Consider the following 26,878-nt stretch of genomic DNA (forward strand, 5'->3'; position numbering starts at 1 on the left):
GTGTCAGCATCCGTTTGGCAAAAATGTTTAGGTCTATTGCAAGATGAGTATTCTGCTCAACAATTCAATACTTGGTTGCGCCCTTTACAAGCTCACACTGATGAGCAACGTTTGATTTTGTTTGCACCTAATCGATTTGTAGTCGATTGGGTTAAAAAACATTTCTTTTCTCGAATCGAAGAATTAATTAATCAGCTTTGTGGTGATGAAATTAAATCAGTTTCTATTGAAATTGGAAGTAAAACTTCGAATACTGATTCTGATTCGAGCTCCTCAGGATCATTTAGATCGCAAGTGAATGTCTCTGCTAATTCTGCTGAAATTAAAGCGACCCCAAAAAAGACCGTTGATTACAAGAGCAGTCATTTAAATAAGAAATTTGTTTTTGAAAGTTTTGTTGAGGGTAACTCCAACCAATTGGCTCGTGCTGCATCCATGCAAGTTGCTGAGCGACCCGGGGATGCATACAATCCTCTATTTATCTATGGTGGGGTGGGCTTAGGAAAAACACATTTGATGCACGCTATTGGTAACTCCATATTAAAAAATAATCCTGATGCTAAGATATTATATTTACATTCAGAACGTTTTGTTGCCGATATGGTTAAAGCGATTCAGACAAATTCAATCAATGAGTTTAAGCGTTTTTATCGTTCATTAAATGCTTTACTTATTGATGATATTCAGTTTTTTGCAGGTAAAGATCGATCTCAAGAAGAGTTTTTTCATACTTTTAATGCATTGTTGGAGGGGCAACAACAAATTATTTTAACAAGTGATCGATACCCTAAAGAAATTGAAGGTATGGAGGAGCGCTTGAAGTCTCGATTTGGTTGGGGGTTAACTGTTGCTGTAGAACCTCCTGAACTTGAAACTCGAGTCGCTATTTTGATCAGTAAGGCAGAGCAGTCAAATATAGAGTTGCCTTATGAAGTGGCTTTTTTTATAGCCAAGCGCATCCGTTCCAATGTTAGGGAGTTAGAGGGCGCATTACGTCGAGTGATTGCCAATGCTCATTTTACTGGAAAGCCAATTACTATTGAATTTGTACATGAAGCGTTACGTGATCTTCTCGCCTTACAAGATAAGTTAGTGACAATAGAGAATATTCAAAAAACTGTTGCTGAGTATTACAAGGTCAAGGTGGCTGATTTATTATCAAAGCGTCGTAGCCGTTCTATTGCGAGGCCTCGGCAAATGGCTATGGCTTTGAGTAAGGAATTAACAAACCATAGTTTGCCTGAAATAGGCGATCATTTTGGCGGTAGAGATCATACTACTGTGATTCATGCTTGTAGAAAAGTTAAGGAGTTAATTCAAGATGATAGTGATTTTGCTGAAGATTATAAAAATTTAATGCGTATTCTATCTTCTTAATACACAGCGTGTAGCATGTAATAAGCACTCTATATTTAGAGATTTTAATCTTTTCCTGAAGTTAATTAGGAGTTCTATCTTGTTTGAGTTCACTATCAAAAAAGAGGATTTACTTCCCCCGCTACTTGCTGTTGCTGGGGCTGTAGACAAAAAGCAATCTTTAGCTATATTGTCTAATTTTTTTCTTAAATTGTCTGATGGTTTATTAAATATCACTGCTACAGATTTAGAGATTGAAATTTCAGCTCAAGTCGCTTGTGAGTCGAAACAAAATTCAGGAAGTATCACGGTTCCAGCAAAGAAATTTATTGATATTATTCGTTCTCTTGATGATGAAACAAGTCCTGATGTGCTTGTTAATAATGCTCTTTTAACCATTAAACAAGGGCGTAGCTCTTTTAAACTTACAACCTTGTCTGCAGAAGGCTATCCTCTTAGTGAAGATGAATGTAATGAAGTCGAGTTAACACTTCCGCGTTTGGTTTTATTGAAATTACTGCAAGCAACCCATTTTGCAATGGCGCAACAAGACGTCCGTGTTTTTCTCAATGGTTTGTTTCTTGATTTTGAACCTAACCTTATTTCTGCTGTGGCTACAGATGGGCATAGAATGGCTATTTGTCGTTACCCATGTTCTAATATTAGTGATAAAAAACTGCTGTTACCCAAAAAAGGAGTTCAAGAATTATTGCGGATTCTTAATTACATTGATGATGAAGAAATTTTATTAGCAGCAGGGAAATCTCATTTTAAATTAGTAACGCGGCAGTTTGTATTTTTATCTAAACTGATCGAAGCGCGTTTTCCTCCTTACACTAAAGCAATCCCAAGGAATCAAGATAAGCATATTCTTATAGACTGTTCTGTTCTTAAGCGTTCATTAGCACGCATCGTTATTTTAGCACATGAAAAATCAAAAGCTGTTATGCTCCATTTGCAACCAGGTATGCTCACTTTAATTGCTAATAATAATGAACAGGAAGAAGCTGTAGAGTCGCTAAGTGCTGAAACACAGGGAGATGAATTAAAAATTGGGTTGAACGCCACTTATTTATTAGATGTTCTTTCGCATTTTGGCGAAGGTCAAATTCGTTTGTCTTTATCAAATACGGAAAGTAGTATTTTAATAGAGTCATTAAATGATGAGCATTATCAATATATTATCATGCCAATGAAAATATGATTCTTACTGAATTAAAAATCCATCAATTACGGAATATTATCTCAGCACATCTCGAATTAAATTCTCGATTTAATTTTATTTTTGGACCTAACGGAAGTGGAAAGACCTCTGTTCTTGAAGCATTTTACCTCTTAAGTTGTGGTCATTCTTTTCGAACTCGAGAAATTTCCCCGATTATCTCATATGATCAACCCTCTATGACTGTATTTGCCAGAGGGAACAATGAAGAAACAATTAGTATTCAAAAATCTTATTCGGGAGTTACTCAAGTTAAGTTGAACAATCAATTTTGCTCTACTACCAGCCAATTAGCTTATACGTTACCTTGTCAGATTTTTTACTCTGATCTGTTTCAAATTATCGATGCAGGTCCTGCTGTAAGAAGAAATTTATTGGACTGGGGATTGTTTCACGTGAAACATAATTACTTTGCTCTATGGAAAGAATACAGACGAGTTCTAAAGCAACGAAACGCACTTTTAAAAATACGAGCACCTTTCGCTCAATATATTCCTTGGGACAAACAGTTAAATCAACTGGCTTATCAGCTGCATCTATTAAGAGAAGAGTATTTTATTCAATGGGAACATGAGTTTGTTTCCGTACTCAATGAGCTTAGTGACCTTAAATGTACTCTAAAGTATTATAAAGGTTGGGATAAAAAAAATTCGGGCAAAAATTTAGAAGAAATATTGGCTGAGAACTTTGAGAGTGACAAGCAGAAATTATATACACAGCATGGCGCTCATCAAGCGGATTTTAGTATTGAAGTAAATAATAATAAGGCTAAGCATTTCATATCAAGAGGTCAGCAAAAAATTATTTTAATCTCATTGAAACTGGCCCAAGGAAATCTTATTACAGAAGACTGTTTGTATTTAATTGATGATCTTGCTTCGGAACTGGATGAAATCCATCAACGGAAAATAGTTTCTCATTTGTTAACCAGAAAAGGACAATATGTTATTACTTCAACTTCCAATTCAAATTCTCTATTGGAAAATCTACCTAGCAATGCCTGTTCACGATATCAAATTAATGAAGGCATACTTAATCAAGTGAAGGAAGCTATCTATTAATATAATAAATGCCCCCCTCTAAGAGCTTGCTCGCTGCGTTCTGCATGCCATCAGAAGTTATCTAAATTTTTATAGTGACTGACACTTAATGAAATGAATAATGTTTCACGTGAAACAAAAAGGACTATAATCTTTTCACCCGAGAAGAATAAAAAGAATGTTTAAGTAATCTTTAAAAAACAGAGGAGTACAGCTGTCAAAGTTCCTAAATCACATATAAACACGTTACAAATTATGCTATGATAAGGTATTTGAGAAACCATAAACAGGGTTAAGAGGACCACTTAATGAGCGTTGATGCCAGTTACGATTCAAATAATATTAAAGTTCTAAAGGGGTTAGATGCTGTAAGAAAAAGACCAGGCATGTATATTGGAGATACTGATGATGGCACAGGCCTACATCATATGGTTTTTGAAGTTGTGGACAACTCTATAGATGAAGCACTGGCGGGATATTGCAAAGAGATTTTTGTTACTATCCACTCTGATGAGTCAATTACTGTTAAAGATGATGGTCGTGGCATCCCTGTTGATATTCATAAAGAAGAAGGACGCTCTGCTGCTGAAGTAATTATGACAATCTTGCATGCAGGAGGGAAGTTTGATGATAATTCCTATAAAGTATCTGGTGGTCTCCATGGCGTAGGTGTGTCAGTAGTTAACGCTTTATCTGAAGAGTTACATTTGACTGTGCGGCGTCATGGCAAAATCTATGAACAACGTTATCGAAATGGAGTTCCAGATGCTCCAATGGCTGAAACTGGGGATGCAACAACGACAGGAACCCAAATTTGGTTTAAACCAAGTGACGAAACTTTTTCAAATATAGAGTTCCACTATGATATTCTCGCGAAACGTTTAAGAGAACTCTCTTATCTAAACTCGGGTGTTTGCATTCATTTGTTTGATGAGCGCTCGCAAAGACAGGATACCTTTCACTATGAAGGTGGTATAAAAGCTTTTGTTGAGCATCTCAATAAGAATAAAAATGTGATTATGCCCATAGTATTCTCTATGACTGCTGAAAAAGATAATATTGTCGTTGAGCTTTCAATGCAGTGGAATGATTCATATCAAGAAACGCTTTATTGTTTTACTAATAACATACCACAGCGTGATGGTGGAACACATATGGCAGGATTCAGAGCTGCATTGACTCGAACTTTAAATAACTATATTGAAAGTGAAGGATATGCTAAGAAAGCTAAAGTATCGCCAACAGGGGACGATGCACGTGAAGGATTGACCGCGATACTTTCTGTAAAAGTACCTGATCCAAAATTCTCTTCTCAAACAAAAGATAAACTCGTTTCCTCAGAAGTAAAGTCAGTAGTTGAGTCCAGTGTTTCAGAAAAATTTAATGATTTTCTTTTAGAAAATCCCTCCAGTGCAAAAGCGATTGTTGCTAAAATTATTGATGCAGCTCGAGCTAGAGAAGCGGCTCGGCGTGCTCGAGAAATGACTCGACGTAAAGGTGCATTGGATATTGCAGGATTGCCAGGGAAATTAGCTGATTGTCAGGAAAAAGATCCAGCCTTATCTGAGCTTTATTTGGTAGAGGGTGATTCAGCAGGTGGCTCAGCGAAACAGGGTCGGGATAGAAAATTTCAGGCAATTTTGCCACTTAAAGGAAAAATACTTAATGTTGAAAAGGCTCGCTTTGATAAGATGCTTTCTTCTCAAGAGGTAGCGACACTCATTACAGCTTTAGGGTGTGGGATAGGCCCTGATGAATATGATCCCGATAAAGTAAGATATCATCGAATTATTATTATGACCGATGCTGATGTTGATGGTTCACACATCAGAACATTGTTACTTACCTTTTTCTACAGACAAACACCTGAGTTAGTAGAACGTGGGTATATTTATATTGCACAGCCGCCATTATATAAAGTTAAACGTGGCAAACAAGAACAATACGTTAAAGATGATGAAGCATTGTTTGAATATTTAACACAAAGTGCATTAGATGGTGCTGCATTCTTTCCCGCAAAAGATGCTCCCCCTATTGCCTCAAAAGCTCTTGAAGAGTTGGTGCATCAGTTTAGACGTGCTGAAAAAATTATCAAACGTTACAAACGAAGATATCCTACCGATATATTGAAACGTATCGCTTATTTACCTATGCTCCATAATGAAGATCTTAATCAGCAAGAAAAAGTATCAGGTTGGTGTAAGAAATTACACCTAAGCTTACAACAATTAGGAAGTAAAACGGAACAGTATGATGTTGATGTTCATATGATACCTGATACGGATCAATTTATACCTAGAATCATTGTGACTCAGCATGGAGCAAAAAATCCTATACCGATAAATGCTGAGTTTTTCAATTCTAAAGATTATAAAGAGTTAGTTGGCCTGGGTTCTAAGTTAGCAAGTTTGATAGAAGAAGGGGCATATATCAAACGAGGAGAGAAAGAACTGGCTGTAGAAAGCTTTGAACAAGCTTTGAATTGGTTAATGGACGAGGCGAAGCGAGGCCAAACGATTCAGCGATATAAAGGTCTTGGCGAGATGAACCCAGAACAACTTTGGGAAACAACAATGGATCCAACAGTGCGGCGTATGCTACAAGTGAGTATTGAGGATGCGGTTGCTGCCGACGCAATATTTACTACACTTATGGGCGATAACGTTGAACCTAGAAGAGAGTTTATTGAGTTTAATGCACTTGAGGCTGAGAATATCGATGTATAATTATTATTTGCGTGAGCGGCGTTTAAATGATCACATACAGTCACTTAAAGGGAGTTATCTTTTTTAATTAATTGAATTAATTAAAAAGCAATGTAAAAGTGAGTATATTGTTTTAATGGATAATCATTTGTTTAGAGGCTCTGGATTCTACGTAGGATGCGATACGTAGAAGTTTCTAATAAAACATTAAAAACATTTCTGGACAAATGATATTACCTATGCCAGGATATAATTCTTTTTAGATGTAATGATAGTATTGTTTAGGTTTTTTAAGTTGATCTAATGTGGGGGCATCATAAAAAGTTGCTCCGACTGCTCTTGTAAATTCTAATACTCTAAAGTTAAGAGGATTAGTTTTAATGAGTTCAAAATACTTTTCTCCACAAAAGTAAAAACTCTTGAGTGTGATTTCTATCGCTCAAGAGTTCATTATGGTGTGCCATCCTTATTAAGTAAAAATCCACAAAAAGATTATAAAGTGTGCCAATTTAGCTTTTCAATCTATCCTCGGTAAAAGGTAGCCTATTATGGGGTTAACGTGATCTAATATAGATTAATATGATCTTATAAGAAATATCCTGCTTTTATTTGCTCCAAATGGTCATCAAATATATAATCCGCATCCCTTATTTTATTTGTTAACGTTATACGAGGCTAGATATGTTTTTTGTAATTATTGGTGGTGCATCTGGATCTGGAAAAACAGGTTTATCCCACCATCTTCTCTCTAAGCTGCGAGATAGTGGAATAAGTGCACAAATATTAAATATGGATGATTATTACCATGAGATACCTGAGGGAATGGATCTCGAATACTTCAGAAAAAATACAAATTTTGATACACCACACATGCTTCACTTGGACTTGTTGCAAAAACATATTGCTGAATTGAATAAGGGAAAATCAATTACCAAACCACTGTTTGATTTCAAGTCAAATCGCAGAAAAGGAGAAGAAACAGTTCATCCATCTGATGTAATTATCATGGAAGGTATATTTGCTCAATATTTTTATAAAAAATATGGATTATCCGATTTGCCTGTAGTGACAGTAAATATCACCACAGAAAACTATCTTGATGTTATTGAGCGACGTATTAAACGTGATATAGAACAACGTGGCCGAGTTCGACTTGAGGGTGTAAAACAAGAAAAAAAATACGTTGGGCCTGGATTCTTAAAATATACAGCAAGTAGTTCTGTTGGGGCAGATGTTTATGTCTGCAATGAACATCGAGAAGGAAGTGAAGAGCAACAATTAATGTTGGATGCTAAAGCCACTGAAATTTTAGCTGAATTAAATAGAAAACGTATAGAAATTGAATCAGGAAAACTCTACTCGAAAAAGGCTAAGCCGAACGTACAAGAAATGGTTGCTAAAAGTCATTTAATGGCAGGAACTTTATTCCACCCTCATAAATTCGAAGGGCATTTCAGTGGAGTGTTTAGTGAGTTTAAAGGAAATTTTGTGAAAGAATTTAGCGAGCAGGAAATAAAAGAAAGTCAGTTAACTCTTTAATCGGCGCTTTCAGTATCTATTATTCTTATATTTAAAAGTTAATTAGGCAACGTTCCTGAATGTTGCCTGGTTATAAACCGCATATTTATCAATCAGAAATTGAACTAATTGTCTCTATTGCTTCAAGATCGAGGTTAATGGATATGCACAGAAAAATAATTCCAGAATCGACGCTTCCGATTAAACAAAAATTTCAATTTAGCCTATTTTGAGATTGATTTTACAAAAGGACCATGATCACGTAAACAGATTATAGGTTGTTGAAAATATACTCAATTCCAGAAAGGAATAACGCACGATAGAAGCTCTTGCCTTAAGAGTTTAATAATATTTCATTGTTAAACTCATCCCGAAATTTTTTCGAAAAATATAATCACTAATAATAAAATTTTTAGAGGCTAAACATGAAGTTTAATGAAATATATATTTCTTATGAATTAAGTATGCTGGTCAAAGATTTCTATATAAAAAAATAACATTGACTCAAGTGCTTATACTCTTGATTTATGATTAGAGAATTGTATTGGAAACCCCGTTGGAATACCTCTAAGTATGATGATCTTTCTCTCACAGAAGCCTATGAGATAAGGAGATAAGATATTGCAAAAAAAAGGATGTCAACCTTCTGATATTATTCATCATAAGCCACAAGCATTTGATTTTTTTTAATATTTATATTAAACATACTAATGCTCCCAAATTTAAATTCTCTTCATTAGCCATTCTCAAGGACTAGAAATGCTAAAAAAATCCCAAATTCTCATTTTATTAATCTCAATGATATTTGTTCCTGCTGTATCAGCAGAAACTTACAGAGTTCCAGCAACAAAAGACACAGTGACTTTAGGTCTTTTTATATTGGATAAACAACCTGTAGTCAAAGTCCATTCTGGAGACTCCGTCTCTTTGGAAACTTGGAATAGTTGTTTGCATGAAATGGTTTTTAATAAGACTACTCCTGCTGATGTTGCACAGTTTTATACAAAATATGACATTCAAAAAAGGCGCGGCATGCATAGTTTAACAGGTCCTGTTTACATTGAAGAGGCTGAGCCGGGGGATGTGCTTGAGATTCGGGTATTAGATATCAAATTGAATGATTTTGGATATAACTTCTTAAGTCCTACTCAAGGGATTTTATCAGAATTTACCCAACCCAGAATTATGTACTTTAAATATAATAAAGAACAAAACACTACAGAATTCACAAAAGGCGTATGCTTACATCTAAAACCGTTCCCAGGCATTATTGCAGTAGCTCCTCCTAAGGATTGGCCTAATGAATGGCCTGTAAATTTAGAAACTCCTATGGGCCAACCTGTTCCTGGGGAATTTAATTCTGTTCCTCCAGGTCCTTTTGGCGGTAATTTAGACCAACCAAGCTTACAGGTTGGCTCTGTTCTTTATTTGCCCGTTTTTCAAAAGGGTGCTTTAGTTTGGACCGGTGATTCACATGCAATGCAAAGTAATGGAGAAATTGATGTCACAGCACTTGAAACTTCTTATGAAGGGATCACTTTGCAATTTGTGGTACGAAAAGATCTGAAAGCTGAAGGCGTATTTGATAAAACAAAACGAAATGGCAATAGCTTATTTACGTGGCCAATTGTTGAAAATTCGAAAGAGTGGATTGTGATAGGGTTGAATGAAGATTTATTTGAAGCCATGCAGCTTGCCTCTAAAAATGCCATTGAATTTTTAGTACGTACTCAAGGATTCTCACCCCAAGAAAGTTATCAATTTTTAAGTATGGTAGGTAATTTCGACATTCCTGAAGCGGTTAATGTGATTAAAAGTGTAGCCGTACATATTCCTAAAGAGGCATTCAAAAATCTTGGTAAGAAAATCACTCTTTCTTCTGAAGGTAAGTTTCCTCTAGCGACGCCAAAGATTAATGAAAATGCAAATTGCGTGCCTCAAGAAGGCAAAATTATTCAATAACTATTAGGTGAAATAATGAAAAAGATCCTAGTTTATTTATGCTTAAATCTCATGGCTTCTGGAGTTTTTGGTAGCAACATTGTACTTGAGAATAAAACGGATTACCCAGAAAAAGGTAAGTTAGGCAAAATTGCAGTGCAATGGGCAGTTTCAGCTAAGGCAATACAAAAGGCCAATAAGAGCATTCTTAATGGCTCAACATTTAATTCAAGCTCTTTGGTGATGCTTTCTCAAAAAGGAAAAATTCAGCTGATCACCCCTAATGACGCTAGATATTTTAGATTAGTGGCGTGGTCAAATGACAACAATGAGCCTGAATTTCTTACGAACTGGGTAGATATTGTCCCCAATAAAACCTATGTAGTGAATCAGAATCAACTTGTACCTAGGGTACTCATGGCTGGAGCAGGATGTTAAATCGGAATTTATCCCACGTCCTGCGACTTGTCCGTGGGATCCAGAAATTTTTGGCCATCATTGGAGCTGTGGAATGCCGATTGAGGGAGCCTCTACTCACAGCACTATTTTTTGCCAATTACTACTCATAGATGGGAAATCATGAGGGTATCAATCAATAAATGAGAGCTCAGTATCGGTGAGTCTAAAAGCATTTTGCAAGGGCTATCTTTGCGGTGATTATTGTCTTGGACACAAGGAAAAATGATAAAACGTATCTTTTTTTTTATTCTAATTGTTACAATTCATGATGTATATGCAGAGGCAATTAAAGCCGGCTCTAAAAAACCAGTGCCTACAGAAAATCCCAAAACTACGAGTATTAGCTCCAACCCCGCAGCAATTAATGTACCTACCGGGACCGGGACAATCCAGCGTTATCTTGAGAAAAAGCTTGGCATTGAAAATAATCATGGAATTATGATCCAAGGTGCTTGGATTGGAGATACTAACGATTTATTTTCTGGCGGTATACCTGATTCAGATCGCGTCACTTCAAACAGTGTACTGGTGGTTGATTTAACTATTGATATGGAACAATTTAATGGATGGAGAGGGGGGATATTTAGCGCCCAATTTTTACAACAAAATGCGCAAAATACTAATGCACAAGCAGGTCTTTTTCAGGGATATAACTCTTTACCTGACGTTGCTCCTTTCGATCGTTCGGAACTTTACGCACTTTGGTACCGACAAGCATTGTTTGACGATAAGCTATTTGTGCGTATTGGAAAAACAATTACTACACTTGATTTTAATAACGTCATCAAACCTGTTCCGCTGAGCGCCGGCGAACCTAACATTCCTGCGGTAACCAGTTTGATTTATACGCCTATTTTTATCAATCCCGCGGTAGATGGAGTTATGCCAGGATATACGAATTCTGCCTATGGAATAACCTTAAATTTTACTCCAGTGAAGCAATGGTATCTCGCTTATGGTATTTATGATGGTAATTTAGCCAGTGGCAAACAAACCGGTTTGTCGGGGCCAACGTTTAATGGCAATTATTTCCAAGTTGCTGAAACAGGCGGGGCTTGGGTTTTAGGAAAAAAACATTTGCCTGGAACCTCTGGAGTCGGCATATGGCATCAGACAGGCCTTATTCGTCAGCATAATCTTACTGAAGCAGCAGCGACAGGTGCTTATTTATTTGGGTCACAACGTTTATGGTACCGTCATCCTGGATATGATATTAGCGGGATTTCAGCTTTTTACCAATTGAGTATTAATAATTCCAGTGCATTACCTATGAACAAATCTATTGGTGCAGGGTTAACTGCATTTGGCCTGATTGCCAATCGAGAAGCTGATTCAATGGGATTTGGTTTTTCTTTAGCATGGCTTAATCAACGCAGTACGAATCGATCTACCGAACTGATGTACCAAGTTTACTATCAGGCAAAAATAATCACTAATATTTATTTAGAGCCAGCCCTTTCTTATATACCTACCCCAGGACAAAACGCGAATTTACCTTCTGCATTTGCAGGTACCATAAGAGCCATTATCTTAGCATGAGGTCAAAATGTACGCATAAGCGGGAATTCTATCTCAGTCTGAAATTAGTTAGTAAAATAAAGGATTATCTTCTCCATTAGGGTGAGTGGAGAACTGATTTATTTTTAGTTTTAGGCATTAAAGATATTCTTGCAATGATAGTTTTCTAGCAAGGTTATTGCCTTTTTAGACCTTCCGCTTTTGCGGAAGGTGAGGTTTGGTAGAGTAATTAATTCACGCTATTACGATACAGAATTTCACATGCTTAAATGGAATAAAGATGCAATATTGGTTTAATATTTGATCGTTATGATTGAAATAAGTAATTAAAATGATGAATTACTTGATAATTGAACTGATGGAGCGTGAAGGAGAATAATGTGAAGCGTAATAAATTAAGTTTTAAAAATTGGTTTGCTAGTATTGCTTGTTTGGGTGTATTGGCATTAGTCAGTCAAAGTGCGGCTGCAGGTGATATGAGCGTAGGAGGTATGGCATCACAAATTACATCGTCATTTACAAACCTAACTAAACTAATAACGGCTGGTTCTTATTTAGCTGGTTCAGCATTTTCTATCGGGGCTATTATGAAATTTAAACAGCATAAAGATAACCCCACCCAAGTTGCTATAGGAACTCCAATTGCGTTAGTTTTTATCGCTGCTGCTTTATTATTCCTGCCTTCGGTTTTAGGAGTTACTGGCACAACAATGTTCGGTTCAAGTGGTGGTATCACTGCTGGTCCTAATGGTATGATTCCTGGTTCTAGTACCTAATTAATATGTTTGACATAAAAGGCAGGAAATGTCTTTTATATTGCTTAAATGATAGCCCTTCACTTAATCTAAAGTGAAGGGCGTAGTGCTTTGTTACGGAGAATAAGATATATTAAGCGGTGCTACATCCTTGCAGCGAAGCACATCCAATGTGCTGGTCCCTTAGTTTGACATCCTGTCAGACAAGTCCGTGTCATCCCTATGAGATACAGTATAGTCTTTTCATGGCTGTTGTCATTGCGTGAATAGAGCAACAGGATGTAAGAAATATCTCAAAGAGTTCAAGGCATTGTCTTAGGTTGCTGTTGGGTTATACAATGAATTCCCCCCCCGCCAGCAAATACATCCAACGCATCTATTTGAGTAATCCCATAATTAGGGAATAACTGAGTGAATAATAGATATGCTGCTTTATCCTGTTTTTCATGCCCAAATGCAGGCATGACTATTCCTTTATTTGCCAAATAAAAATTAATATAGGATAAAGTGAGTCGTTCACCGTTAAGGTATGTAGCTGGTGGTTGTTCTACTGCATAGACCTCAAGCTTACGTCCTTTTGCATCGGTTGTGGATTTAAGAATTTCTAAGTTCTCATGTAGATTTTCATAATTAGGATCTTCTTTGTCATGGGTAATAAGACATAACACCTTTCCCGGTGCGATGAAACAGGCGATTTCATCAATATGACCATCTGTTTCATCTCCTAATAACCCTTTATTGAGCCATATGATTTTTTGTCCTCCAAGAAAATCATACAGATAATTTTCAATTTGTTGTTGGCTCAATTGCGGATTACGATTTTCATTCAGTAAACATTCACGAGAAGTCAGAATAGTTCCCTCTCCATCGACATGAAAAGACCCACCCTCCATAACTAAGGGCGCGCGAAAAGACAAAGCATGGGTTTGCTTTATAATTGCGGAAGCAATTTGATTGTCGAGCTCACAATCTTGGTAGTTCCCTCCCCATGCATTATGAATCCAATCTACTCCTGCTAAGTGCTGTGCTTGATCCAACAAAAAGGTAGGTCCAGTATCTCGAGTCCAAGAATCATTGATAGGAAGAGGCAATAATGTAATATTGTTGCTTCCACATAAATTTTTGGCTGACTCTTCATCTCCAGGATTAACAAGTATAGTAACAGGCTCATATTGTGCTATGGCTTGGGCAACACGTGCATAAGCTATTTGGGCTCTTTGTAAACCGACCTTAGACCATGTTTCTAAATGACAAGGCCATGCCATCCAGCATCGTTCATGCGGATACCATTCAGCGGGCATAAAAAATCCACTCTGCTTTGGGGTCATTTTATTTTCTCCGAATGTTTTCATCTAAATAAGTTAATTGAGAAAAAATACTTCTCAATTCATTTAAATAGAGCAACGTTTTCTCTTCAGGTAATTCTGCCTGAATGAGTTGTTTCTCATAGGATTGAGCCAATTTTTTAGTATCAAAATGAGCAAGATTAAGTACGTTAGTTACCGTGTCCCCACTGACTAAATCATTTAGTTCAAATTGGCCATCGTCAAAAAGTTTGACATCCAATGAATTGGTATCACCAAATAAATTATGAAGATTACCTAATATCTCTTGATAAGCACCTACAAGAAAGAAGCCTAAGGTATAAGGATTGTTATTGTCATAAGGAGGCAGCATTAACGTGGAATTGACGCAAGAACTTCCTAGATACTCTTTTATAGTTCCATCCGAATCACAAGTTAAATCTTGTAATATACTGTGCATAGATGGGGTCTTTGTTAGTTGCGAAATAGGTGCTATGGGGAAAATTTGACCTATAGCCCAAGCATCCGGGATGGATTGAAAAAAGGAAATATTACAAAAAACTTTGACTGCCATATCTTCGTTGATTTTTGCTAATAAGGTCTCTTCAGTAGGAATATCTGGATTCAGCCGTTCTTTAAGTTCCATACAAATATTGGTATAGAATGCCTCAACTTTGGCTTTCTCTTGTAAGCTAATTACGCCATGTTTAAACAAAGAGTGTGCTTCATTGAGCGAGTGTTCCGCATAATTGTAAATTTCTATTGGGGCGCTATTCGTAATGGATTGATAAGTATCGTAAATATCGCGAATCACATGTGAGTCCTCACTCGTAATCTCTGGAAGTGTAGGCTGCTTATGGATCATTTCTATGTCACTAATATCGGCAATTAAAATAGCATGATGTGCTGTTAGGGCCCTACCTGATTCAGAAATAATATTAGGCTCCGGAACATTGTATTCCTGACATAAATACTGAATCGCTAAAAGAATGTGGGTGGCATATTCACGTAAACTGTAGTTCATAGAGCAGCCATGATTAGAATGTGTCCCTTCATAATCCACGCTTAACCCACCACCCACATCAATAGTGTCTATTGGTGCATTTAATTGGCGTAATTCGACATAATAGCGAGAAACCTCTTGCATGCAATGGCGAATATCATGAATATTGGCAATTTGTGAGCCCAGATGACAATGCATGAGTTGAAGACAGTCAAGCATATCATGAGCTTTTAATTGCGTGATCAACTCAAGAACTTGTTTTGCATTGAGGCCAAACTTGGATTTGACTCCTCCTGTATGTTCCCATTTCCCTGCACTTTTACTGATTAAGCGAATACGAACACCAAGAGTTGGTTTAATTTTTAGACGAGCAGATTCTTTTAAAATAATAGCGAGCTCAGAGATCTTTTCGATGACGATAAAAACCTTATGCCCCATTTGTTGCGCAATTAATGCTGTGCGGATGTAGTAGCTGTCCTTATAGCCATTACAGACTATAGTGCTCTTTTGATGATTACTGAGCATACCAATAACAGCCATAAGCTCGGGTTTTGAACCCGCTTCTAGACCTATAGTGTGGCTTGGTGATTTTAATAATTCTCTAACAACACTTTGTTCTTGGTTTACTTTAATGGGGTAAACAAGCTTATAATTCCCTGTATATCCATTTTCTTCTCTGGCTTGGGCAAACGCTTCATAGATACGATGTACGCGATCATGTAAAATATCTGGGCTACGAATGAGCAAAGGTAAATGTAATCCTGCTCTGCTTGCAGCATTGACAATAGCTTGCAATTCGACTCCAGGCTTACCTGGTGCTTTGCTTATTTCCATGTTCCCTTTGGCGTTAATACTGAAGTATCCTTCTCCCCAGTTTTTAATGTTATATAAATTTTCTTCAGATGGTGCGCTGATGTTCATAGTTTCGATATTCCAAAGGGCTTAACGTGATTTTACTAATTCGTGATAGGTTTCAGGTTCGCGTTGTTGCGCAAAAGGAAATAGTCTTCCCCATAATGTACGCTGACTGAAATCTAACTCGGCAACTAATACTGCGGGTTTATCGCGGGGTGCTTGTGCCAAAATGTTACCCATAGGTGTACTAATAAAGCTGCTTCCATAAAATTCTAATTCATCTTCACAACCAATTCGATTTGTTGCGATGACAAATGTATTACTCATAATCCCTTGCGCCACTATTACTTTTTGCCACATAGGTTGAGTATCGACGTCTGGAGCGGTAGGTTCGCCACCGATCGCTGTAGGATAAACTAAAATTTCTGCACCTTTTAAACCATAAATTCGCGATAACTCTGGAAACCATTGATCATAACAAGTGGGTAGTCCCCATTGATGACCTGCGATATGGTGCAGTGGATAATCAGAATCCCCAGGTTTAAAGTAAAAATTTTCGTGGTATTTTTCTCCACTAGGGATATGCTGCTTTCGAGTTATTCCTATAAGCTCCCCCTTATTGTTATAAGCAACAGCTGTATTATAGCCTGCTTTTTCAAAGAGAGAGGCGGTGATGCATACATTGTTTGCCTTTGCCATTGTACTAACGAATTGTGCCGTAGGGCCGTTATGAATATCTTCCATAAATGGAGTAGGATCGACGTCTGATCGGGTACAAAAATAGGGACTTAACGTGAGCTCTTGTAAACAAACAACAGCAGCTCCATGTTGTGCTGCAGTGTGAATCCCAGAGGCCAGTTTGTCTTGATGCTCTTTGGGGTTTTCATGCCATTGTTCTTGCACTAATGCAACTGTGAGTTTTTGGTGTGTCATTAATTTACCTCTTATCATTAAGGATCAAAGAAAAGAGCCCTTACTTTAGTGTAAGGGCAGTGGAGCTTAACATTAGCAACTGAATGAAGATTTTTCATATCCTTCCTCAGATTTTTTATCATCTGTTTCACTACTTACTTTGGGTGTCTCATTCAGATACTTGGGACTGATTGACGCTCTTCGTGAATGGCCAAACATACGACTGGGGTTTGTGCTTTGAGATGAAACTTTCTTTTGTTCCGTTTTTGGTCCCATCGCTTCGGCAATGAGTTTGAAAGGATTTGCTTCATCAAATACTTCAGTGTGAAGTAATGTCAACTGGCGTCTGATAGCATCTTGATTGTCTAGAGTGGATAGTTTTTTGCCAATTTTTTCTTCTTGTCCCTTTAATAATGCTTGAAACATACTTGGGAACATATTGTAAGCATCTTTATTAAAATCACGACTTTCAAAAAATTGTTCTGGAGTTTCTCCTAACAATTTATCTACATTGTGACGTATGGCAAAGGCTGCTTTTGATTTTGTTGCAAAAGAACTATGGGGAAAAGTAATCTCTATATTCCGAGCTAGCTTACTTCGTGATCTTTCAGGGGTGCAAAGAGCAAGTCGTTCTGCAATTGCTTGTTCATTGTCTTTTAATAATCCTTTAGTGAGATCATTAAAATTATTAAAAAGATCAGAGCTAAACTCTTCTAAAAACAAGGTGTGAGGTGTCTTATTTCTAGGATCGAGTAAGGCAAAAATTCGCTGTCTTACTTGATAGGCTCCAGAAATTACCGCATGAAAACTCTCCTCTTCAAAACTCCGCAATGCATTAATGTGTCGACCATATTGTTTAAATTCTGACTGTGGACAAGCTGCAATTATTTTTGTAGCAAGTGTCTTTTGTTCTTCTTCGCTTAGCTGATTAAGTACTTTTGCATTTTCAGCTAATGCATCACCATTGCTAAGTTGCTCATAGGGATTTTCTAGCTCAATGATTTGTTCATAAGTAAATGGCATTTAATCCTCCTTAAATTAAAGATGGGGTACTAAACAACAATACAAAGGAATTCCCCCGTACACATCATTAGTCTCACTTCCTTTGTCCTTTTTTCGGTGCAGATAACCGAAACTCTTTTTACTGCCATGATTTCTTAAAAAACGGTTCTTCATGTATATTTTTTTAGGTTTTCAGCGTTAAATTGCAAATAGTAACGGATTAAAATTGAACTGTCATGAAATTAATCTAAAGTTTTACGAAAAAATGTCGAATTACTGATCAGATGCATGTTTTGCCTTTAAAAAATACAATAACAATAAGGAGTGGGCAATGTCTAAAAATCATTTATTACAAGACCCTTTTTTAAATGAATTACGTAAAGAAAAGGTGCCTGTATCCATTTTTTTGGTAAATGGAATTAAGTTGCATGGTATAGTGGATTCTTTTGATCAATATGTAGTGATGTTAAAGAATTCGATTACTCAAATGGTTTATAAGCATGCGATTTCTACAGTAGTTCCTTCACGTGCTATAAAAATACCTGCTGATGATGAATCTGGTGGAACTGATGGAACTGTGGCAGACTAGCAAAAAAGACGTTCCACCTATGGCTTGGATTTTTGCTTATGCTTTTAGTGATCACACTAAAGAATGCTTCATATAATAGGTTAAGGAGCTCATTTTTAAACATTAGAGTGATGCTTGTCATAAAGTTAAGGAGCAGTAGTTAGTGTTTGAACGTCCTCAAGGTGGTGAGCGCGCCGTGTTGGTGCAATTAGCATTACCAGGAATTGATGCAGGTAAGGCATTGCAAGAGTTTGAAGAGTTAGCTCTATCAGCTAAGGCGGAGGTATTAGAGTGTGTTTTAGGTACTCGTGCCACTCCTGATGCTAAGTATTATATTGGTCAAGGCAAGGCTGAGGAAATTGCGCAACTGGTTAAAACTTGTGATGCAGAATTGGTTCTTGTTAATCATGAATTATCTCCATCACAAGAAAGGAATTTAGAACGTTTGTTTGAATGTCGCGTAGTGGATAGAAGCGGATTAATTCTTGATATTTTTGCACAGCGTGCACGAACTTTTGAAGGAAAGTTGCAAGTTGAACTTGCACAACTGCAGCATTTATCTACTCGCTTGATTCGTGGATGGACCCACTTAGAACGACAAAAGGGTGGAATTGGGCTGCGCGGGCCTGGTGAAACACAATTGGAAACAGACCGTCGTTTATTGCGAGATCGTATTAAATACATTAATAAACGTTTGGAAAAAGTGCGGAGTAGTCGCGATCAAAACCGCCAAGCCCGACGAAAAGCTTCTTTGCGTACTGTCTCTTTAGTAGGGTATACCAATGCAGGTAAATCTACTTTATTTAATGCATTGACTGGAGAGAATATTTATGTGGCGAATCAATTATTTGCTACTTTAGATCCAACGATGCGCCAGCTTAATTTGCCAGGATCTTCCTCTGTGATTTTGACGGATACAGTTGGATTTATTCGCGATTTACCGCATCAATTAGTGGAAGCTTTTCGTGCTACCTTGGAGGAGACGCAACAAGCTGATTTATTACTCCATGTTATTGATATTTCTGATCCTCATTGGCGAGATACCGTTTTTTCAGTTCAGCAAGTTTTGGATGAATTAGAAGTTCATGATGTTCCAATAATACAGGTATTCAACAAAATTGATTTAAAAGAAGGATGGGAACCTAAAATTGATTATCATGAAGAGAAATGTAAAGTTTGGCTCTCTGCTGCATCAAATTTGGGATTGGATTTATTAAAAGAAGCAATTAGTACTCAATTACATGGCGCAATTTCTACTGAAGAAGTAGTACTTAAAGCAACACAGGCAAAATTGCGCGCTCAACTCTACCAATTAGGCTCCGTTCTAAGTGAATCAATTAACGATAAAGGAGATTGGCTATTAAAAATTCGTATTACCAAGGCACAAAAACAACGTTTGTTTGCCAATGAAAGCACGCAGTGAAATTTGCTATCTAGTTGATAAGATTTGCATAGATAATGGAACCACCAATCTTTTTTTGGCAAATATTATCAAGCAAGTCACTATAACCATGATACATCCCGGTAAATAGTTCTTCTCCAAATTGCTTGATAGAGCCATCTCGTTTTTCATCAAACGCTGTTATAAACTGCTCATACCATTTTTTTAATTGATCTGAGATATCCACCTGATTCTGCATACACCATCCAGAGTTTTTTAATTTCAAATCAATAGATGAGAAAAATCTCCTCCTCTTAAGTATGCTTGAGCTAATTTTGATATACTCACACAATATCTCCGTATTTTTATGGCAATCCCTTTTCTTTCATCCAAACATCGTTAAGCTGGTTAAGTTGCCCTTTTTGTAAGTCTGTTTCTATTTTTATTAATTTCAGTTGCTCCTTAAAGTCCAGTACCTTAGTGCTCATTGAGCTATCAGGAATATCAAAAACAGGTTCTTTATTTATGGTAGTGCAAATCCTATTAATCAACCCTTTAAAGCCAGTACTAATAGAGTCGATTTGTGATTTTAACGTTTCTATTGCGATGAGCGATTCTTCGTGAGAGGCAGGGTTGCTGCCAATATTATCCAGTTTGGTGATATAACTATCAATTGTGAGTGATTGTGATGGGTTATGTTCAAAGTTCCTAAATTCTTCTAAGAGACAAGAGGCATATCTCTTTTCACTTTGAAGCAGAGGGATTTTTTGGGTATTGAAAGTTCTTTGTTCATCCAGTTGATTTTTGCAGGATATAGCCGTTTGCAACAGAGTGCATAAAAATAATAGTTCATTTTTATCTTCAGTTGAATCGATCTTAATTTTTGTAAGTACAATTAGCTTTTTTAATTCCTCGATAGGGATATCATTTTCGATAACAAAACCGACTGTTTCGCTTTGAGTCTCTTCTTGTAGTTGGTTAATTCGTTGGAATTGTTGTTCTAGTTCATTGAGCGCTTTCTGTCTAAGATTTAATTCTTCTTTATTTTGTTTTAGTTCTTCTTCATAGCGAAGCTCTTTTATTCTTCCACTCTTTAAAAGTTTTTTTAAACCGATGTTTATCTCATAAGTGGTATCGGCAATGATTTGAGTATTCATTGCAGTTATTCTTTGGAGATCGTCAACTTTTTGTTTCACAACCCTAATGACATCTTCCGGAGACATAATGGCTAAATGAGGCATTTTTAACTCCTGGGTATGCTGAGTGTTTGCTAGGTAAACGAGGGCGCAATGCGGGTTAATCAATCCTATTTTTATTAGGATTTAAGATTCATTATCGCTGAATCCAGGGACGATATATCTTGTCCGCCATAAAGTGTATTAACAAGTTCGCCTTGGGGATTAATAATAAAAGTGACCGGTACGCCCATAATATCTCCTAGGCCTAAAGCAAATGCGGGATTAGATGCGAGCGATGGATAAAGGATATTGAATTTCTTGATGAGCTTTTTTTGTTTATGTAAAGGTAATTCGTCATAATTGACTGCAAATAATGCGACAGAATCTTTTTCGTGTTTTTGATAAAAGCGATTGAGTTCAGGAATTTCATCAATGCAGGTTTTACACCAACTTGCCCAGTAATTAATAAGAATCCATTTTCCTTTTAAAGATGAAAAAGAAATAGTGTTTCCTTGAATGTCTTTAAGCTGCACGTCTGCTTGGCTTATTGTTGATATGGCTACTAAAATTAAAACAGCAAAAAAGGATTTTATTTTTGAATTCATAGCTATCTCATGTGTGCAAAAGATATGTTAACGATAAAAAGATATTTTTTGCACTATACCAGAGAAATGCTATGATGGCTGCAATTTAAAAAAAAATTGAAGTCACTCATGGCAAAACTCTATTTTTATTTTGCAGCAATGAATGCAGGAAAAAGTACGGTACTTTTGCAATCCAGTTACAACTACCGTGAACGAGGCATGCAAACTTTATTATTTACGCCTGCTATAGATAATCGTTATCAACAAGGAGTGGTGCATTCGCGTATTGGATTGTCCGAAGACGCCTTGATTTTTAATACCAATGACGATCTGTATCAGAAAGTGATGAAACAAGGACAAAAATATGCGTGCATTTTGGTTGATGAAGCACAATTTTTAACGAGAGCCCAAGTGCATCAATTAACGGAAATCACCGATCAACTGGGCATTCCTGTGCTTGCTTATGGTTTACGCACCGATTTTCGTGGGGAATTATTTGAGGGCAGTCAGTATCTCTTAGCATGGGCTGATGAGCTTGTGGAGCTTAAAACAATTTGTCATTGTGGTCGAAAAGCAACAATGATCTTACGGCTAAATGCTCAAGGTGTAGTTATTACTGAGGGAGATCAGGTTGTGATCGGCGGTAATGATATGTATTCCTCAACGTGTCGCAAGCATTTCAAAATACGAGATCCGGGTATTACCATGATGAATACCGAGCTTTGTGAGAAATCGATTTTTTAAAAATGAAGACTATTATTCCCAATACGCCCTACAAAATACGGCCATTGTGAGTGAACCTGTACAATATGAATAAGCAATTGCCCTTTTTTAAATGGGGGACTAAATACCTGATTGCCAATGGTTATGCAATAGAATGCACACCGGAACTTGTGCTGTCAACGCCATGGTCTAAGGTGATTCGTTTTTCGACATCAACAGGTGTTTTTTATTTAAAACAAACACCACCCTCTGCATTTTTATCGAGTGAGCCAAAGATCATTCGCTTATTATTCGAGCAATTCCATGCTCGTGTGCCGATAGTGATAGCTGTTAATGAGGATTTACATTGCTTTCTGATGGAAGATGCTGGAACGCCTTTGCGTGAAATGCTTAAAGCTGACTTTCAACCCGAACTATTGTGTCAAGCAGTGCAGCAATATGCCGCGATTCAACGCGCGACGGAAGGTTCTATCACTATATTACTTCAATTAGGCCTACCAGATTGGCGGTTAGATAAATTACCTTTTCTTTATAATCACATGGTCAGCCAAACTGCTTTTTTAAAAGCAGAAGGTTTAACGGATGAAGAATTGCAAAGATTACACGCCTTAAGTACGCCATTTTTAGCCCAATGCAAATTATTATCCAGCTATGGGATTCCTGAAACTATAGGTTATCACGATTTTCATGATAAGAATGTTCTTATTGATCAAAATACTAAAAAGATGACCTTCGTGGATTGGGGTGAAGCTGCTCTTATCCATCCATTTTTTTCGTTACATACCTGTCTTGAACAATCAATTATTCACCACGGTATAAAAGAAGGGGAGGCGATCTACCAGAAACTTCAATATGCATGCTTGGAAAATTGGTTGGAATTAGCGTCCAAAAAACAGTTGTTAGAGGCAGTTCTTTTAGCCAAACAAATACGGCTGATTTGGAGTACATTGGCTTGTTATCAGTTTATGTTAAGTGTCGATCTACGCGCTTATAGGACCTATTATCCCAATAGGCTTAGTCCAATTGCAGATTGTTTTAAAAAATATCTTAAGAGTATGGCGACTTAATAATTGAGCTTTGTGATGTCTCATTGGGGAATGGCTGAATCAGCTATTTTAGGAGTGCATAATGAATCAAGGCATGGATTGGAACCGACATTCCGCACCTAAGTATTTTTATCAAATTTTAGCAAAAAAGACGACGGTGCGGAGCGTCGGTTCTGAAACTGCACTTAAAGTTTAAAGGAATACTTTTCTTCAAATTGATCCTTAATATAATTTCCAGAAACAACATTTTTAAAAAATGAAGAACTACTGCGTTGCTTCAGGACATCTTTTTTCAAAGGAGGCATTAGCTCTCCATCTAAAGCTATCTGTATAAAACGTTCTGAATCTTTTTTAAATTCAGCCTTTCCTTGAGGTATTGGTTGCTGAAGCCAAGCTGATTTAATATAGACTATTTGTTCCGTTAGAGTCTTTCCTATAAGCTCTCCTTGGTGCTTTAAAACAAAACGGTAATAATCCATATATTCAGACTTAGGATTGAAAAGCGCTGGATCTATAGAAAACTGGTTTTTCCATTCTTCCCGATTGAAGCAAAAATGAATCATTAATAGCCACATGGTGTCGTTTGATCCAAATGGCGTAAATAAACCTATAGCTCTGTTTTCCTCTGAAGATATACCCTGGGATAGAATTTGCAAAAGTTCATTACAAATAAATTCAGGCGACTTCTTATCACGTTCTTCTTTGCTCATATGAGGGTATCTTATAAAATCCATGTCAAGCGAATGCCAAATCTCCTTCGACCATTGCATGCCTGTTAACTTTCTTACAACATCGATAGCATGCAAAAAAGAATAAAAGGTATGATTTGGTATACTGGACATTAATACTCTATGTATCTGATCATGTAAAGTTAGGTAGTATACAGAGGCTTCGATTCCATGAAAGGATGAAGGATTGGCAATTCCGGGATAAGAAACAGCCATTGGTCTTATTCTTCTGTGCACAAAGGCATCTATTTCATTAATGGATATGGTCCCAGGAAGCGGAAATTCTTCTTTTGTATGTTCACCATAGAACGTTTTAAGCAGCGCATCACGAGCACCAGCGCTAAAACCATTTATTACTATATTATTAGCAATATCAAGTTTTTCATCTTCAAAGTGAATCAAGCGATGAAAACGAGCGAATTTAAGTAATTGCTTTAAACGTTGATTGTTTTGAGCCGATATATCAAGGGTAATAGAATAAAAATAATGTTCTGAGGATGGTTTTGATTTTAAAAGATCAACGAATACTTCTAGCTCATCCTTGGAAAGGAAATTCGCCAAAAATCTTTGTGATTTTGGAGTTAATTTTTGATTCTCGTCAAAAAAATCAATACATTCATAAAAAGTCCCTTCTTTAATAATAGTACGAAGCTCCAGAAGACTGGAAAATTGCTCCGTAGTAATGCTACTTTTTGAGAAAGCATAAGCTGCACAACGTGCTATTTTGTCTACATCATTATCGAAGAGCCTCATAAGTTGCACTAAACTAACAGATAATGCTTGATTTGAAATAATAGCCATAAATGCATCATACTGCTCTGGGCTGGTTTCTATTTTTAAGCCATGCGAAAACTGGCTAAATAAAGTTGAATTGTCTAATTTTTCATGCATATAAATCCTCGGGTACTAATATTTTAAAATTACGGCGGAATAATCAATGCAAACTGGATGGTAATAATACATTATTATCAAATTATTATCAATAAAGGATGTTATCGTAAAAAATGGTATGATTCTGTGCAAAAAAACAAGTCAGTAATTCAACTATTTCGTAATAAGGGATGGTTCATATACGTTGCAAAAATGAAGCCGTTTACAGAATTTTAAATAAGTTAACGTGAGTTATGGATAAGCGGATTATTTAAAGCTCGAGGTAATTTGGTTGTTTTGATGGAGGGTTTTCGCGGATTAGCCGCATAAGCGGCTAATCCACCGACAAGATTGACTAGAAAATTAAGTGGGCTGCGATGGAGCGAATGTTCAATATGACAAATGGATTTGAGTTGCTCAATGACCGTCTCTATTAAATTTCGTTGAGCCAAAAAGAATTGTTCAAAAGCAGTGCTCATTTTCTTTTTCATATTTTTCTTCAGCTTGGTTATTAAGGTTAATCCTTGTTTTTTAAGCTCATCTTCATGTTTTTTGCTGACATATCCTTTATCGCCAGCCATTAGTCCCGTAATTCCTTTAGTGAGTTTGGATAAAACACTTAAATCACTTGCATTGCCCCTGGTGAGACAAAAACTCACTAATTCTCCTTGATGATTAATTGCCAAATGGAGTTTAAAGCCAAAAAATAACCTACTGAAGAATAACCTCGCGCTGCAATGCCTTTAAACACTCGATGTCCCGATATACGTTTGTTATGACAAGCAACGAGTTTCGTTGAATCCACATAATATAAGTTAGTTTGTTCGCCTGCTTTAGATAAAACATAAGTCGTTAAGGGCTCAAGGACTCGTCCTGTTAGAGCAACGAAATGAGGATAGCTTAACGCTTTAGGAAAATAAGTTGATAAATCTTCTAAAACACACCTCATATAAAAATCTTTGAAGGTCCTGTAATGACTTAAGTGAAAAAGAATCAATATCGTAATTAACTCACTTTCACTCATTCCCGTCGCGCGGTTTAACGTTTTTTTATTCGGTGATGGAAGACATTTTTGGTTTTCTTTTTCTCATAAGTTATGAATTTTTTTGATATGAGATACAAATAAAACTAATTGGATTTTGTGTGGCTTAACTGATGAAATTGTTTTCATTATAAAACCTCGAGTTACATAGGAGAAAGTATGCAAGACACATTTGAGATGTGGGATAGGTTGCCACCAGAACTCAAACTCGAAACGGTTCAAAATTTATCAAACCGTGATTTAGTAAACTTAGCTCAGACATCAAAATATCATTTTGCTTTATTTCAACCGCTGCTTGATGATCGTAAGCTAGCTGCCTTTTTGCAGTGTGTTGTGCAAGGTAAGCATGATAAAGTTAAATTACTATTAAAAGATGATATAAGTTTAATTTTAAAAAAGGGCAAAGTAACGGATTATTCTGGGCGAGAATTTAAGAACGTAAGTGGTTTTGAATATGCACTTTGGGCCCTGGATAAACACATGTGGGTAAATATACTTGCATGCATACCGAGTAATGAGAATGGTAGAAAAGTATTCACATCATTGGTTGCTCAATACGAAAAAGTCAAGACAGATGGGATCACTTATAAGCTTAATGGAAAAATAATCACAGAAAAGCATTTTGATTTTAAAAATACCCTCATTAAAGAACTACAAACACAAGTAGATTTGATCAACGCGCCAGGAGATAAGGATGAGGACGTCATTGATAAGCAGTGGCGAGAAGGTGTTGGCGGTGCACAAAAACTACTACCTATACATATTGTTTATGAGTATTGCTCTTATGCACAATTTTATCCTCCTAAATTTATCTCACAGCCAAAATCATCGCAACAATTCATTAATCGTATTACCAAGAAGTACGAAGATTGGTTTGACGTTAACTCGAAGTTGGGTTTTGAATTTGCTATATATAAAGGTATACAGAATTATATTCAGGTTTTGCGAGACTCAAATGATGGCCGCCGATGGGGCCTGTGCTACGATTTGGATGCCATGACGGAATTATGTAGAATAAGAACAAAAGATTTGCTCGAACTCAAATCAAAATTTGAAGAGCAGATGAGTCCGGATAATCGTTATAGAGTGTTTCAAACAACTCATTGCTAGAGGTAATTTATAGAAATCACTATTCACTCCATTTTAGAGCTTTCTAGTTCTAAATTCA

At 36.7% G+C, this 26,878-nt stretch carries 22 protein-coding genes and 1 pseudogene; 14 read left to right on the top strand and 9 right to left on the bottom strand.

What is annotated here, in order from left to right:
- The 9 genes from dnaA (at position 1) to DYH34_RS00050 (ending at position 12,535) form a co-directional block, all read left to right on the top strand.
- Entirely contained in the window at positions 1 to 1,377 is a 1,377-nt protein-coding gene (gene dnaA, locus DYH34_RS00005; protein WP_058464230.1) for a chromosomal replication initiator protein DnaA, read from the top strand.
- 79 nt (positions 1,378 to 1,456) lie between these two features.
- Positions 1,457 to 2,560: a DNA polymerase III subunit beta gene (dnaN, locus tag DYH34_RS00010; protein ID WP_058464229.1), complete on the top strand. Its 1,104-nt coding sequence runs from the start codon at positions 1,457 to 1,459 to the stop codon at positions 2,558 to 2,560.
- The gene (recF, locus tag DYH34_RS00015; RefSeq protein WP_058464228.1) at positions 2,557 to 3,639 is read left to right on the top strand and encodes a DNA replication/repair protein RecF; all 1,083 of its coding nucleotides are present in this window, start codon (positions 2,557 to 2,559) and stop codon (positions 3,637 to 3,639) included. The genes dnaN and recF overlap by 4 nt, the downstream gene beginning before the upstream one ends.
- 287 nt (positions 3,640 to 3,926) lie before the next feature.
- The gene (gyrB, locus tag DYH34_RS00020) at positions 3,927 to 6,344 is read left to right on the top strand and encodes a DNA topoisomerase (ATP-hydrolyzing) subunit B (protein ID WP_058464227.1); all 2,418 of its coding nucleotides are present in this window, start codon (positions 3,927 to 3,929) and stop codon (positions 6,342 to 6,344) included.
- Positions 6,345 to 7,004: 660 nt separating this feature from the next.
- A complete protein-coding gene (locus tag DYH34_RS00025) occupies positions 7,005 to 7,862 on the top strand; it encodes a uridine kinase family protein (protein WP_058464226.1) in 858 nt (285 codons plus the stop codon).
- Positions 7,863 to 8,600: 738 nt separating this feature from the next.
- The gene (locus tag DYH34_RS00035) at positions 8,601 to 9,803 is read left to right on the top strand and encodes an acetamidase/formamidase family protein (protein ID WP_058464225.1); all 1,203 of its coding nucleotides are present in this window, start codon (positions 8,601 to 8,603) and stop codon (positions 9,801 to 9,803) included.
- A 15-nt stretch (positions 9,804 to 9,818) separates the two neighbouring features.
- Positions 9,819 to 10,220: a hypothetical protein gene (locus DYH34_RS00040; protein WP_058464224.1), complete on the top strand. Its 402-nt coding sequence runs from the start codon at positions 9,819 to 9,821 to the stop codon at positions 10,218 to 10,220.
- Positions 10,221 to 10,463: 243 nt separating this feature from the next.
- Positions 10,464 to 11,780: a carbohydrate porin gene (locus DYH34_RS00045; RefSeq protein WP_058464223.1), complete on the top strand. Its 1,317-nt coding sequence runs from the start codon at positions 10,464 to 10,466 to the stop codon at positions 11,778 to 11,780.
- Positions 11,781 to 12,139: 359 nt separating this feature from the next.
- Positions 12,140 to 12,535, top strand: a complete 396-nt coding sequence (locus tag DYH34_RS00050) for a hypothetical protein (protein WP_058464222.1) — start codon at positions 12,140 to 12,142, stop codon at positions 12,533 to 12,535.
- A 281-nt stretch (positions 12,536 to 12,816) separates the two neighbouring features.
- On the opposite strand, the gene DYH34_RS00055 is transcribed toward DYH34_RS00050, so the two are convergent.
- From DYH34_RS00055 to DYH34_RS00070, 4 genes are all read right to left on the bottom strand, one after another.
- Positions 12,817 to 13,842, bottom strand: a complete 1,026-nt coding sequence (locus DYH34_RS00055) for an agmatine deiminase family protein (protein WP_058464221.1) — start codon at positions 13,840 to 13,842, stop codon at positions 12,817 to 12,819.
- Between the two features lies 1 nt (position 13,843).
- Complete coding sequence (gene speA, locus DYH34_RS00060; protein WP_058464220.1) at positions 13,844 to 15,742, bottom strand: biosynthetic arginine decarboxylase; 1,899 nt, start codon at positions 15,740 to 15,742, stop codon at positions 13,844 to 13,846.
- Positions 15,743 to 15,763: 21 nt separating this feature from the next.
- Positions 15,764 to 16,609: a carbon-nitrogen hydrolase gene (locus DYH34_RS00065; RefSeq protein ID WP_058464219.1), complete on the bottom strand. Its 846-nt coding sequence runs from the start codon at positions 16,607 to 16,609 to the stop codon at positions 15,764 to 15,766.
- 72 nt (positions 16,610 to 16,681) lie between these two features.
- The gene (locus tag DYH34_RS00070) at positions 16,682 to 17,611 is read right to left on the bottom strand and encodes a lpg0008 family Dot/Icm T4SS effector (protein WP_058464218.1); all 930 of its coding nucleotides are present in this window, start codon (positions 17,609 to 17,611) and stop codon (positions 16,682 to 16,684) included.
- A 310-nt stretch (positions 17,612 to 17,921) separates the two neighbouring features.
- Between DYH34_RS00070 and hfq the strand changes: the two genes are divergently transcribed.
- Positions 17,922 to 18,179 (top strand): RNA chaperone Hfq, encoded by a 258-nt coding sequence (gene hfq / locus DYH34_RS00075; protein ID WP_058464217.1) that lies wholly within the window; start codon positions 17,922 to 17,924, stop codon positions 18,177 to 18,179.
- A gap of 142 nt (positions 18,180 to 18,321) precedes the next feature.
- Positions 18,322 to 19,581 carry a ribosome rescue GTPase HflX gene (gene hflX, locus DYH34_RS00080; RefSeq protein ID WP_058464216.1) on the top strand — a complete coding sequence of 420 codons (1,260 nt, stop codon included), beginning with the start codon at positions 18,322 to 18,324 and terminating at the stop codon, positions 19,579 to 19,581.
- A gap of 10 nt (positions 19,582 to 19,591) precedes the next feature.
- Here the strand turns inward: hflX and DYH34_RS00085 are convergent, their stop codons facing one another.
- The 3 genes from DYH34_RS00085 to DYH34_RS00095 form a co-directional block, all read right to left on the bottom strand.
- Positions 19,592 to 19,798, bottom strand: a complete 207-nt coding sequence (locus DYH34_RS00085) for a hypothetical protein (RefSeq protein ID WP_058464215.1) — start codon at positions 19,796 to 19,798, stop codon at positions 19,592 to 19,594.
- A 106-nt stretch (positions 19,799 to 19,904) separates the two neighbouring features.
- Complete coding sequence (locus DYH34_RS00090; RefSeq protein WP_058464214.1) at positions 19,905 to 20,780, bottom strand: hypothetical protein; 876 nt, start codon at positions 20,778 to 20,780, stop codon at positions 19,905 to 19,907.
- Between the two features lie 74 nt (positions 20,781 to 20,854).
- Positions 20,855 to 21,322 carry a TlpA disulfide reductase family protein gene (locus DYH34_RS00095; RefSeq protein ID WP_058464213.1) on the bottom strand — a complete coding sequence of 156 codons (468 nt, stop codon included), beginning with the start codon at positions 21,320 to 21,322 and terminating at the stop codon, positions 20,855 to 20,857.
- Positions 21,323 to 21,430: 108 nt separating this feature from the next.
- On the opposite strand from DYH34_RS00095, the gene DYH34_RS00100 reads away from it, so the two are divergent.
- Positions 21,431 to 22,045 (top strand): thymidine kinase, encoded by a 615-nt coding sequence (locus tag DYH34_RS00100; RefSeq protein ID WP_058464212.1) that lies wholly within the window; start codon positions 21,431 to 21,433, stop codon positions 22,043 to 22,045.
- Positions 22,046 to 22,110: 65 nt separating this feature from the next.
- Positions 22,111 to 23,091, top strand: coding sequence for an aminoglycoside phosphotransferase family protein (locus tag DYH34_RS00105; RefSeq protein WP_058464211.1), 981 nt, complete (start codon positions 22,111 to 22,113; stop codon positions 23,089 to 23,091).
- Positions 23,092 to 23,255: 164 nt separating this feature from the next.
- Here DYH34_RS00105 and DYH34_RS00110 read toward each other — a convergent pair whose 3' ends face one another.
- Together DYH34_RS00110 and DYH34_RS18625 are read right to left on the bottom strand one after the other, a co-directional pair.
- Positions 23,256 to 24,689, bottom strand: coding sequence for a hypothetical protein (locus DYH34_RS00110; protein ID WP_058464210.1), 1,434 nt, complete (start codon positions 24,687 to 24,689; stop codon positions 23,256 to 23,258).
- 221 nt (positions 24,690 to 24,910) lie between these two features.
- Positions 24,911 to 25,692 (bottom strand): annotated as a pseudogene (locus DYH34_RS18625) (IS982 family transposase).
- 177 nt (positions 25,693 to 25,869) lie between these two features.
- Between DYH34_RS18625 and DYH34_RS00125 the strand changes: the two are divergent.
- Entirely contained in the window at positions 25,870 to 26,820 is a 951-nt protein-coding gene (locus DYH34_RS00125; protein WP_058464207.1) for an F-box protein, read from the top strand.
- Positions 26,821 to 26,878 lie beyond the last annotated feature (58 nt).

This window comes from Legionella cincinnatiensis (assembly GCF_900452415.1).
GTDB classification, from domain to species: Bacteria; Pseudomonadota; Gammaproteobacteria; order Legionellales; family Legionellaceae; genus Legionella; species Legionella cincinnatiensis.